The 11,856-nt window shown below is 51.7% G+C and carries 12 protein-coding genes; 7 read left to right on the top strand and 5 right to left on the bottom strand.

Annotated features, from left to right (window positions below; translation table 11 throughout):
• Positions 1-12 precede the first annotated feature (12 nt).
• From ACGHM3_RS18420 to ACGHM3_RS18400, 5 genes are all read left to right on the top strand, one after another.
• Entirely contained in the window at positions 13-2,421 is a 2,409-nt protein-coding gene (locus ACGHM3_RS18420; RefSeq protein WP_345422432.1) for a TonB-dependent receptor domain-containing protein, read from the top strand.
• A 302-nt stretch (positions 2,422-2,723) separates the two neighbouring features.
• Complete coding sequence (locus ACGHM3_RS18415; RefSeq protein ID WP_345422435.1) at positions 2,724-3,182, top strand: GNAT family N-acetyltransferase; 459 nt, start codon at positions 2,724-2,726, stop codon at positions 3,180-3,182.
• Between the two features lie 43 nt (positions 3,183-3,225).
• Positions 3,226-3,633 carry a DUF3291 domain-containing protein gene (locus tag ACGHM3_RS18410; RefSeq protein WP_345422438.1) on the top strand — a complete coding sequence of 136 codons (408 nt, stop codon included), beginning with the start codon at positions 3,226-3,228 and terminating at the stop codon, positions 3,631-3,633.
• A 12-nt stretch (positions 3,634-3,645) separates the two neighbouring features.
• Positions 3,646-4,011 (top strand): hypothetical protein, encoded by a 366-nt coding sequence (locus ACGHM3_RS18405; protein ID WP_345422441.1) that lies wholly within the window; start codon positions 3,646-3,648, stop codon positions 4,009-4,011.
• A complete protein-coding gene (locus ACGHM3_RS18400) occupies positions 3,965-4,504 on the top strand; it encodes a DUF1294 domain-containing protein (protein ID WP_345422444.1) in 540 nt (179 codons plus the stop codon). Before ACGHM3_RS18405 ends, ACGHM3_RS18400 begins: the two co-directional genes overlap by 47 nt.
• Before the next feature lie 52 nt (positions 4,505-4,556).
• On the opposite strand, the gene ACGHM3_RS18395 is transcribed toward ACGHM3_RS18400, so the two are convergent.
• Positions 4,557-5,471: a LysR family transcriptional regulator gene (locus ACGHM3_RS18395; protein WP_345422447.1), complete on the bottom strand. Its 915-nt coding sequence runs from the start codon at positions 5,469-5,471 to the stop codon at positions 4,557-4,559.
• A 102-nt stretch (positions 5,472-5,573) separates the two neighbouring features.
• Here ACGHM3_RS18395 and ACGHM3_RS18390 point away from each other — a divergent pair, with 102 nt between their 5' ends.
• Complete coding sequence (locus ACGHM3_RS18390) at positions 5,574-6,947, top strand: SGNH/GDSL hydrolase family protein (RefSeq protein WP_345422450.1); 1,374 nt, start codon at positions 5,574-5,576, stop codon at positions 6,945-6,947.
• Between the two features lie 105 nt (positions 6,948-7,052).
• Positions 7,053-8,156, top strand: coding sequence for an alkene reductase (locus ACGHM3_RS18385; RefSeq protein WP_345422452.1), 1,104 nt, complete (start codon positions 7,053-7,055; stop codon positions 8,154-8,156).
• Positions 8,157-8,190: 34 nt separating this feature from the next.
• On the opposite strand, the gene ACGHM3_RS18380 is transcribed toward ACGHM3_RS18385, so the two are convergent.
• The 4 genes from ACGHM3_RS18380 to ACGHM3_RS18365 form a co-directional block, all read right to left on the bottom strand.
• Positions 8,191-9,342, bottom strand: coding sequence for a DUF6607 family protein (locus ACGHM3_RS18380; RefSeq protein WP_345422455.1), 1,152 nt, complete (start codon positions 9,340-9,342; stop codon positions 8,191-8,193).
• A 37-nt stretch (positions 9,343-9,379) separates the two neighbouring features.
• Positions 9,380-10,126, bottom strand: coding sequence for an ATP-binding cassette domain-containing protein (locus ACGHM3_RS18375; protein WP_345422458.1), 747 nt, complete (start codon positions 10,124-10,126; stop codon positions 9,380-9,382).
• Positions 10,127-10,249: 123 nt separating this feature from the next.
• A complete protein-coding gene (locus ACGHM3_RS18370; protein ID WP_345422461.1) occupies positions 10,250-10,699 on the bottom strand; it encodes a hypothetical protein in 450 nt (149 codons plus the stop codon).
• 251 nt (positions 10,700-10,950) lie between these two features.
• Positions 10,951-11,724, bottom strand: coding sequence for a ferredoxin--NADP reductase (locus ACGHM3_RS18365; protein ID WP_345422464.1), 774 nt, complete (start codon positions 11,722-11,724; stop codon positions 10,951-10,953).
• Positions 11,725-11,856: the final 132 nt, after the last annotated feature.

Genomic DNA, 11,856 nt, shown 5'->3' with positions numbered 1-11,856 from the left:
GCAGGCAACGTAATGAATAGTTTCCCACCAGTGGTACCCTCGACAATGAGCTTAAATCCTACACAAGCGTCCTCGCCGGTGCGTAGAGTTGAAATAAAACAATCCCGTCTGCCTACGCCGGTAACTGCTCGCTCAGTATTGTCGTCTTCTAAGCAGGCGTTAACTAATGCGGCAATAGCGAGATATCTATTCAAGCCTTTATCTTTGGCAGTGGCGATGTGTTGCGTGGGCTTTCCAACACTAGGGGCGGCCCAAACCGGAACGAATACAGCTAAGCCAGCAAGCGATAAGGCTGCTTCGCGCATTGAAGAAGTCACTGTAACGGTAGGGCAAGACCAGCTGCAAACGACCTCGGGCTCGGCCAGCATTATCGATAAAGCACAAATAGAAGCTTTCGATGCCGTGGATTTAACCAGCCTGCTAAGTCAAACCCCTGGAGTTTATATTCGCCAGGAAGATGGCTATGGCCTGCGGCCCAACATTGGGTTACGCGGTGCAACCTCCGAACGTAGCCAGAAAATCACGCTGATGGAAGACGGCGTGTTAATTGCCCCGGCACCTTATTCAGCTCCGGCAGCCTATTATTTGCCCAATGTAAATCGTATGAGTATGGTGGAGGTGTTCAAGGGGCCCTCAGTGGTGAAATACGGCCCACACACGGTAGGTGGTGCCATCAATTTGGTAACGGCTCCCACCCCTAACGAGCAAGAAGGCAAGGTTGAAGCCACCCTTGGCAGCGATAATTTTCAAAAGTATCGAGTCTTCTACGGCGATCGCATCGGCCAGTTTTCCTACTGGATAGATGCATTACATTTTGGCTCGGATGGTTTTAAATCGCTGGACGGTGGTGGTGATACCGGCTTTGAGCGCAACGACATCAATGCCAAGGTGCAGTGGCACAGTGCTAGTGATAGTCGTTTTTACCAAGAAATACAGGTAAAGCTGGGTTACGCTGATGAGACCTCCCAGGAAACGTATTTAGGCTTAACAGATGACGATTTTGCCGCAAGCCCCAGTCGGCGATACGCCGCCAGTGCCCTGGATGAATTTGATTCCGAGCATAGCCAAATCCACATTTTTCACTTTATCGATTTAGGCTCAGGTTGGAATTTAACCACCCGGGCTTATCACAATGAGTATCAGCGTGCCTGGTTTAAATTTGATGGCTTCACGGATGAAAACGCCACTGCGGCCGCACTGGTGTTGGCGCAGCCGCAAGACTTCGGCACAGAGTTGGCACTGATTCGTGGCCAAGCAAACAGCAACGGAAGCAGTGAGTGGATCGATATAACCGATTTCGATCGCAGTTACGGCAGTAACGGAGTGGCGTTTGATTTACGCAAAACCATTGCAGCAGGCGATGTCACCCACAATCTGGAGGCCGGGCTACGTTTACACCACGACTATGTTGAACGCGACCATCAGCCCTATGCCTACGCCATGGTCGATGGCAATCTTGTGCCAGTGTCTACCAGCGTAGATAAGGAGACCCTGAATGAATGGGAAACCGATGCTGTGGCGGTATTTATAAATGACACGATTGAATGGCAGAAATGGAAAATAGACCTGGGCTTACGTGTTGAATCCATTGATGGTACCGCCGAAGACAAATTGGCTGGCACCACTGCCAGCAATACGCAGGATGTCGTGCTGCCGGGAGTGGGGGTGTATTATCAGTTCAGCCAAGCCGTTGGCTTATTGGCAGGGATAAACAAAGGGTTTTCTCCAGCCAGCCCAGGAGCTGCTGACGATGTAGACCCCGAAGAAAGCTTAAATCTAGAGTATGGCGTGCGCTACAAAAAGGGCGCGCTGAATGCCGAAGTTATTGGCTTTTTCAGTCAGTACGATAATTTATTAGGTCGTTGCCGAGTTTCCGACCCCGGGTGCGTGGCTGGCGAAGAATTTAATGGCGGAGATATAGAAGTTGGTGGTTTTGAGTTTACCGGGCAATACGTTGCCAGTTTGGGTGGTAACTTGCAGCTGCCAATCGATGTAGTGTACACCTACACCGAATCGGCCTTTCAAAGTTCGTTTTTATCCAGTTTTTCACAGTGGAACCCGGGATACTTCGAAGGTGTGTCGCGCTCTATTCGTCAAGGCGATGAGTTGCCGTATTTGCCCGAACATCAATTGCGTTTACAGGCTGGAGTGACTGGGCTTAATTGGCAGGCCCAGCTGGCCGTAAAGCACATTAGCGAAATGCGCGAGGTGCCAGGCTATGGCAGCTATGAAGACGGCACCAGCACCGAAGCGTTAACCACGGTGGATTTATCCATCGGATACGATATCACCGAGCAATTGGCGGTAAAATTGATTGCCGAAAACCTTACCGATGAGCAAGAGATTGTGTCCAGGCGGCCATTTGGCGCGCGCAGTAATTTGCCACGACAATTTAAAGCTGGTGTAAGTTACACCTTTTAATGCGACTTCTACGCATAGTGTGCTGAATCGTCACTGATTCTCTTACAACCGGCTTTGCCGCTGTAAAAACGTTTGGGGCCGAAATCGAAATCATGGAAGACTGTTTGGAGCGTCGCTGCATTGAAGCGGCGTATCTACTTGGAAGGAAGATTAAAGCTCGCCAGTTAACACGGCTCCAGGAAACTCCCATTGAGTTTGAGAGCCCTTGGCCTGTTATCGGTGCTATTAAAAGAGCTGCCGTATTATTGATCACCAATCCGTAAATTGCCCGTAGCCAGGGCTAGCGCAGTTAAGGAATGAATGTGGTTACTAGTTTAAGCGATGTCACGCGGGAAAACTGGATTGATGTCATTAGCTTAGAGATCTCTAAGCAACAAGAGCGCTACGTGGCAACGCCGGCGGAAGCCATTGCGGCTTCCAAGTTCTACGATTACTACATCAATCGTGCGGTTTGTTGCGGTACAGAGATAGTGGGATTTTTGCAATATTATCGCGGCTATCGCAACTACCGCGATGGTAAGCCACAAGAGATCTTTATAGATCAATTGTTAATTGACGTTCAGCACCAGGGCAAAGGCTATGGTACGGCGGCGGTGGCACTGGCCTTAGAGGAAATTAAAAATATAGCGGATGTAAACGTTGTATCGATTTGCTACGTCGAAGGTCACGACGTTATGTGCGCATTTTTTAAACGCTTCGGTTTTAGCGTGGTTGAACAAGATGAATTTGATGAAACTATTATGGAGTTGCACCTCACTTAAGAACTTCCCAGGATCTAAGGCGATCTAACCAAGAGCCGTGTCTATGTATTTATGCCAAGTCAATGTATCGGAAATACTATATCCGGTAACCGATCCAAGGTTTCTAAAGTTCTCCGCCGGAGCCCGGGTAATCAACCGCAAGGTAGCGTTAGCCCAAGGCTATATTTGCGGCGATCAAATGTACGATGATGATACCTTGTTTATTACGCGGTCTGTTTGGCAGTCCCCGGCAGATTTAGCCGCCTTTGTTTACTCGGGTACACATCAAAAATTTATGGCGCAAGCTGCTAATTGGTTTAAACCCACAGTAGAGCCCTCCCTAGCGCTTTGGTACAGTGACAGCCCGGCTTTGCCTAGTATAGAGTTCTGTTTGCAACAGCTGGCGTTGTTCAGGCGAGAGGGCGAAGGGGAACTAAAAGGAAAACAGTGGTTGCTAAGCCAGGTTGATTGAGTTGAGGTTACTATGGTTATTAATGTTAAGGCTATTTTGTCGGTTAGCGCTCTGCCGGATAAATCCCAGTATGATGTTGGTTTCCTCGATGCGACCGGTACCAAACATAGGTTTGTGGTTGCCGCTCAGCTGTCAGGGGCGTCATTGCATTACTTTGGCACAGCGCGTGTAGAATCGCGGGTGACCGAACATCGTTTTAATCGCGTTAGTTGTTTAAACGAGCCGAAAACGGTGTTGCGAAAAACACCCCTCAAGCATGAGCAAGCCCTGGATCTGTATAATCAACTAGAGCTTCACTGCGCCGAGTTAAATACTGATGATTTGGAGCAGTATGCAGCGCTGGGCCAAGTCATCCATTCCACAGAGCCTACCCACTAATCCGACTGAAATCAGTCTGCAAGTCCGACAGTGTATTCCTTCAATGATTCGATATTACGCCCTTTTGTTGGCGGTGTTTGCTGCACTGGCGGCTTCCTTTTGGTTTGGCTATATCCCGTTGTTTTTGGCCGTCTCTGTGGTACTGATCAATGGACTCACCTACGTGTTTTACGCCGTGGATAAACGATCTGCGATGAAAGGGCGATGGCGAGTGCCAGAGAGCAGATTGCACTTGCTTGGGGTGTTGGGCGGTTGGCCCAGTGCGTTACTCGCACAGCAAACATTCCGGCACAAAACTAAGAAAGTTCGCTTTAGAACGGTGTTTTGGTTAACCGTGCTGCTGAACGTCGGTTTTAGCCTGTGGTTGCATCTGCCCCAGGGCAATCATCTACTACGCCAAGCTGTGCACCGGCTGGAAAACTTTGCAGAAAAAACATTGCCATGGCCCCAGGTTCAGGAGTGGACTGCGTTTATGTCGTTCCACGATGTTTAAACCAAAGCGGTTAAACTGCAAGGGTTAAACCTGAGCGGCTAAACCTCAGCGGCTAAAGAACGCCGTCGATTACCACATGCTCCACCAAAAAATCCAAAAACACCCGTACCCTACGCGGTAGAAACCCGCCTTGGCCCACGTACACGGCGTGGATTTCTTCTGTTTCTCTGGGGTTGTAGGTTTCTAGCAATGGCACCAGCTCGCCCTTGGCGATTTCGTTTTTCACCTGGAACACAGCCAGCCTAGCGATGCCAGCACCATTCATTACCAACTGTTTAATGGCCTCTCCATTATTGGCCTGCCACCGAGCCCGAGTGGTGACCGATTGCGATTTGCCCTGCTCGCGAAATGGCCACTGGGATTGAGCGCCGTAGCTGGTGTGATCGATCAACGTATGCTGGGCGAGGTCATCGGGGTGAAGTGGCGTGGCATGTTGTTTTAGATAACTGGGCGCGGCCACCAGTAGTTTGTGGGTTTGGCCCAATTTTCGGGCTACTAAACTGGAGCTTTTCAACGGCCCCGCGCGTAGAGCGACGTCGGTACGCTGTTCAACGATATCAATCACTTGGTCAGTTAGGCTCAGTTCCAGTGATATGTCGGGGTAGCGTTGGCCAAACGTTGGCACCAAAGGTAATAGAAAGTACTCTGCAAAAGGCACGTTGGTATTCACATGAATACGGCCTTTGGGTGTTGCCTGGGCACTGGTGGCGCGCTCGGCTTCCTCCAGGTTGGCCAATATCAGGCGGCCTCGTTCATAAAAATCGCAGCCTTCAGAGGTGACTTGCAGTTGCCGGGTGGAGCGGTTGACCAAACGAGTAGCCAGCCGTTGTTCTAACCGGCTTATGAGCTTGCTGACCGCCGACGGCGTCATCCCCATTTGGCGGGCAGCGGCGGAAAATCCACCCTGTTCCACCACCTTCACAAATACCTCCAGTTCGGCGAAGCGGTTAACGTCATTACGAGCCATTTTATCTGTGCCATTAATTCATAAATGATGTTCTTTTGAGCTACCTATTCACAACAGGTTCCCCAATCGATAATGACCTTACTTATCGACAGGAGGCGTATTGTGAGCAGATTATCTAACCTCGGGGGCTTAGCTACGGGTGCCATGGCAAGTCTATTGATGCTGTGGCTAAAACCAGCCTACGCCAAGGCGCTAAACGCTGAGCAGCCAGCGGAGACTAACCCGGGCTGGGTTACCAGTTGGCAGGCCAGCCCTCAGCCTGTATGGGGTGAAGAATTTATTTTCCCCACCAATGTGCCCAAGGCGCTGAACAATCAAACCATTACCCAGTACGCCAGAGTAAGCCTAGGAGGCGACAAGTTACGCCTGGTGTTTGCCAATACCTATGGTGATCGCCCGGTAACCCTGGGGCAGGTAAGCGTGCGAGTGGCAAGCCCGGCGCCGGGATTAGCAGCCGCAGTTACCTTCAACCAGCACGGTCGCGGAGTGATTCCTCCCGGTGGCCAGTTGGTGAGTGACGCCATCGAATTACCTGTGCAGAACCTAGCGCAGTTGGAAGTTAAAACTTATTTGGCCGAGACCACGCCGGTGCAAAGTTTTCATTGGGATGGCCGGCAAACCAGTTGGATTACCGAGGGCAATAGCAGTGCTTTACCGGATAGGTCAGCTGCGGCAGAAGAGCAGAGCACTACTGCGCGGTTGTTACTTTCGGATATTTGGGTGCAGCCCCGGCAACCAGCCACCGGTGTGGTGGTGATTGGAGATTCCATCACCGATGGCGCCACGGCGAGTTTGGACAACAATAGCCGTTGGCCAGATTTTTTGGCCGAGCGTTTGGTGCCGCACAATATAGCGGTTGCCAATGCTGGTATCTCCGGTGCTCGTTTGTTATCCGATGGCATGGGTGAGTCGGCGCTGGCGCGGCTAGAGCGAGATGTCTTATCCCAGCCCGGAGTGAGTAGTGTGATTGTGTTACTGGGTATTAACGATATTTCTTGGCCCGGTACGGCGTTTGCGCCCAACGCCAGTTTGCCCAGTTTAAAAGCGTTAACCACGGGTTTTGAAAAGCTCGTTGCCCGTGCTCACCGCCGGGGTGTGACGGTAATTGGAGCAACTTTGCCACCGTTTCAGGGCGCACTGCCAGACACCCCCTTAAGCAATTATTACCAAGCGGATAAAAACCGATTGCGCCAGCAGTTAAACCAATGGATTAAAACCAGCGGTTCCTTTGATGCCGTTGTCGATCTCGATACCGCTTTGCAAGACCCAACAGCGCCTCTTCGGCTTTTGCCCAAATACGACTCAGGCGACCATCTTCACCCTGGCGACGCTGGTAATCGGGCCATGGCCCAAAGTGTCGATTTGCAACAACTGTTGGCCTTGGTTGGCCCAAACAATCTTCGTGCAAATGACGCCAGCCGCAGAGTGGGAATACCCGATTCGGGCCGCTCGATTTTGGCCAGTCCCAGCCAATAAAGCTATGTCGATAAACCTATGTCCATAAATCTAAGCCAATAAACCTCGGCCAATAAACCCAGGCCCAAAAACAAACGTCTCTAAAACCAATTGCGGAGAATTTTTATGTTGTTTCAATCTTTTTCACTGGCCGGCCAAGCCTTAAAAAACCGCATGGTTATGCCGCCTATGACACGGTCCCGTGCCGCTGCCGGTGATGTGCCCACCGAATTAATGGCCCAGTACTATGCCCAGCGCGCCGGCGCGGGGTTGATCATCAGCGAGGGTACGCAGATAAGCCAGCAGGGCCAGGGTTACGCTTGGACTCCAGGCATCTACAGCCAGCAGCAGGTGGCGGGCTGGCGAGCTGTGACCGATGCCGTGCACCAAGCCGGCGGCGTAATGTATGCGCAGTTATGGCATGTGGGCCGAGTTTCACACACTGCGTTGCAGCCCGGTGGTGCCGCGCCGGTATCGTCGTCGCCGCTGGTAGCCGAGGGGGTAAAAGTATTTATAGACCCAGAGCAACGAGGCCCCAGCGGCGGTGCCGGAGAAATGATTCAGCATTCCGCACCGAGGGCGCTGGCCGAACAGGAAATCCAAGCCGTGGTGCAGGATTATGCTCAGGCAGCCCGCAATGCCATGGACGCCGGCTTTGATGGTGTAGAACTGCACGGCGCCAACGGGTATTTAATCAATCAATTTATCGATTCCCAGGCCAATAACCGCACCGACCAATACGGTGGCAGCTTGGCCAATAGGCTACGGTTTCTTAAAAACGTGGTTAACGTCGTGGCTGCCGTGGTGGGCGCAGATAAAGTGGGCGTGCGGTTAGCCCCGCTCACAACGTTGCAAGGCGCCGTGGATGATACACCCCAGGCAACCTATCTGGCCGCAGTGAAACTGCTTGATGATTTGGGCGTTGGCTATATTCACATTGCCGAAGCCGACTGGGACGACGCGCCAGAAATGCCGGTTGCTTTTAAAGAGGCCATTAGACTTATGTATGGCGGCAGCTTGATTTACGCAGGTAAATACAACGCGCAACGAGCCGAACAGGCTTTGCAGCAAGGTTGGGCCGATTTAATTGGTTTTGGCCGGCCGTTTATTGCTAACCCAGATTTGCCTCAACGCCTTGAGCATGGCTGGCCCCTAGCGGAGCCCAAGGGAGATGCTTTCTTTGGTGGCGGAGCAGCCGGGTACACCGATTACCCGGCGTACCAGCCATAAATGGCTCCCCAATCAAGACTGTTTAATGGCCAAACTAATGGCCGGAATAACCACGCACGGTCTGTTCCGCAAAGGCTTTGCCTTTTTCTGCATCGTAGGCTTTGGCTTCGGCTACTTTGGCGGCGTAATCAAACAGGGGGACGAACAGTGGTGGTGCATCCTTGGGGCGCTGCAAGGTAAAGCCTTTTTGCTCGGCAATAACCGCGTCGAATGCACTGCGAACATCGGCCCAAAATTGCCCGGCGCTGGCCATGTAGTCGTCGCCGGGTTTGAAATCAAAACCGCTTATGGTTCGGTAACGGGCAACGCCCAGTTCTTTGCTGAGGTATGGGTCTGCTGCTGGCTCACCGTTGTCGTTTAGCACCAGTTTCCAGTTTTCTTCTTCCTGCACCCAGCCGGTACGGGTAATGGTATGGCGATTAAAACCCTCTAACACATCGTAGTCGTCGCGCACGCTGTGTTCCCGGCGCGGCAGTGGCCGCCGCGTGGTGTGGCTAAGCCAGGTGGAAAAACTGTTGTTGTGTTGCCAAGTTCCGTAGGAGGCGTAGCGCGGGGAGTCATCCACTTGGTACACGGTTTGTGCCCAACTGCCTTTGCGCTCGGAACTGGGAATTTTTTCCAACTGCCATTGATTGTTATGGTGATAGGTGAGCATTTGTTTGGCCTGGTACTGCCAATCCTGCCGCCAGTGTTTCATTACCATGGGTTCAGACACTTGGCCCTCGGAATCCACAAATACCATCACCATGACATGCTGAAGGCTAATAAAATCGGGCTCGTTGGCCAACACATAAACGTATTCAGTTCCCCAAGACTGGTAGGGTTTATCGCGTTGAAAGTTCTCTCTAAAACCCAGCACTTCCAAAAAATCGAAAGAGACTTTATAGCCCCCGGCCATGGCCAGGATGGCGCGGCGGTCGCGCTCCTTTTTGTTCAGGCCCATGGCTTGCAGTTGCTGCCAGCCGGCGTGGGGTTGGTCGTCTAGGGTGACATGATCACCGGTACTGGTTCCGCCCCGGGGCTTGTTGTTGCAGCTGTTATCCATTGGCCAGCTGAATATAAAACGCGATTGTGGGTCACAATCTCCGTCGGTGGAGCCGGCCTCGGCGGTTGCTGCTTGCGCCATTGTTGCCAGGGCCAGAGAAGTTGCCAGAGCCGGTAAAAAAGTTGTCAGCGGGTGTTTCAAGTGATGGTCCTCAAACGGTGGGTGGCGAATTGGGCTACTACGCCTGCGGCCAATGCAGTTGTTGATGATACTCGACTCTTAAACGGCTGTGGTAGGTGCGGCTAATCAGTTTAGTGCCCAACACTTCGGTGCAGTTACCGGAAGCAACCAATTCACCGTTTAACAGCAAAATAAGACGATCTGCGAATCTCGCAGCCAGGTTTAAATCATGAATCACAAGCGCGCTGCCAATGCCTTGTGAAGCTAACTCTTTTAAACAATTTAGCAGGGCGATTTGGTGTAAAGCGCTCATTTCGGCGATGGGCTCGCTCAGCGTAAGAAAGTTATCCGAAGTATTCGGGGTTTGACTATAGAAGAGGGCACTTACCAGCCGAACGCGAATTTTTTGGTTGTTGGTTAACTGGCAGTAGCTACGCCTAAGTAGGTGGGTTAGATCAAATTGGTGAAACAGGTCTAAGAGAATATCCAAGTGGCCCCGGGGGCGCGGTGTGGCGAATTTGCTGACCGCCTCAAAAACGGATTGCTTGGTCGATCGCGCAATGGATTGAGACCAATATTTCGTCTGGGCCGGCACGGCAGGCTTGGAAGATTTACCATCACGCCAGCACACCCGGCCCTGGGTGGGCGTCCATTCCCCGGATAAACATTTCAATAAGGCCGTTTTGCCGGATTTTGGCGGGCCAATTACGGCGGTGATTACCCCCGGCGCCAGTTGAGCGTAAACGTTACTCAGTACTCTTTTTTGGCCTAAGGAGTAGCTCAGGGAATGGGCGGCGATGCACATGCCGGTCTCCGGTCAACAGGTGATTGTTGTGAGCCAATTTAATATAAATGATAATCATTATCAATTGCGGGTGGTATTTTCTTTCCCTTTTTCAATAATTACTCCCCTCTGCAGTTCATAGCCTCAGTGCAGTTGATTGCTGATGGGTAGGAAGTGTGACTGGGCAATGCCGGTCAGCCAATGTTCGCATTGATTGGGGCTTGATAGAGCAATGTCTTGAAGCGCGTTGGTTAGCTTTTTAATCGAATCCGGTTTATCACTGTTGCTAAAGCACGCTCTGGCGTATTTGGCCAAGCCGCACGTGGGAAGAGTCATGGAGTGCAACAGGTATGCGTATTCGGTACAGGTTTGCAGCATGCGAGCCTCGCTGCGGTTTGGGTTGTTGTCCGTAAACAGCAAAATTTCGGCAACCTCTATGGCGTGGAAGTAACGGTTTTTGGCGCGTTCCCATTGCTTCGCATTGACCTCGTACCGGGCGCAATGGATGGCTTGGTGCCAGCATTGAGTGGCTCTTTCTGGATCCATCTCCAGCGCTCTGCGATGGCGTAAGCATAGGGTGGTTCTGCTGTTCATGGTGGCTACTCTGGGTTAATCGATTTCTTCGGTAATAATAATCATTATCATCTATTGGTCAATGGTTTTCTGATGTTAACCAGCCTTTAGTGTGGTCATGCTAGTGGCGGATCGGTTTCGGGCGACTCTGGTGCGAAAGGGGTGGCGTTGGAAGGTGGGGGTGCGAGAGGCAAAGGGTAGGTTCAAAGAAAAGAGGCTGATGGCGAGGCCCATCAGCTTCATTGCTGCCTAATTACGGTAATAACTGGGAGTTACTGCTCTACAAATGCCCGCTCAATAACATACTCCGCCCGGTTGCCGTGGCGAGACTCTTCCATTCCCCAGCCATCTAAGATGGCGCAGGTGTCTTTCAGCATGCTGGGGCTGCCGCAAAGCATAAAGCGGTCGCGGCTCTTGTCCGGTTTGGCGAGGCCGATGTCGTCAAATAATTTTCCGCTGGTCATTAAGTCGGTCACGCGGCCGGTGTTGCGGAAATGCTCCCTGGTGACCGTGGGGTAGTAAATGAGCTTCTCCCGCACCATGTCCCCTAGGTACTCGTCGTTTGGCAACTGATTTTCGATTAAATCTTGGTAGGCCAGCTCCGAGGTCTCGCGCACGCCGTGGACCAAAATAACCTTATTAAATTGCTCGTAAACGTCCGGGTCGCGAATAATGCTTAAAAACGGCGCTAGGCCGGTGCCGGTTCCCAGCAAATACAGGTTTTCACCGTCGAGTAAATTACCGGAGATCAGCGTGCCGGTGGGTTTGGTGCTCATTAAAATTTCATCGCCCACTTGTATTTTTTGCAGGCGAGAGGTCAGCGGGCCATCCGGCACTTTAATGCTGAAGAATTCCAGCTCGGGCTGATAATTTGCGCTGGCTACGCTGTAGGCGCGCATTAAAGGCCGCCCCTCAACCTCTAAACCGATCATAATAAAGTGGCCGTTTTCAAACCGTAGCGATTGCTGACGCGTGGTGCGAAAGCTAAACAGTGTGTCGTTCCAATGATGAATATGGGTTACTTGTTCGCGGATAAACTTGGCCACTGGGTTTCCTCGTACTGCGGGGGGTTAAAAGGCGTGGTGAATATATTGCAAATAAAAATCATTTGCAATTGAGATTGTGTGTCATCAATATACCGGTGGACGACCACAGACATAATCTAGATTGGAGGATTC

The organism is Halioxenophilus aromaticivorans (assembly GCF_042850945.1).
Classification (GTDB): Bacteria; Pseudomonadota; Gammaproteobacteria; order Pseudomonadales; family Cellvibrionaceae; genus Halioxenophilus; species Halioxenophilus aromaticivorans.
Note: the sequence above shows the minus strand (reverse complement) of the source record. Positions and strands in the feature narration are given on the sequence as shown.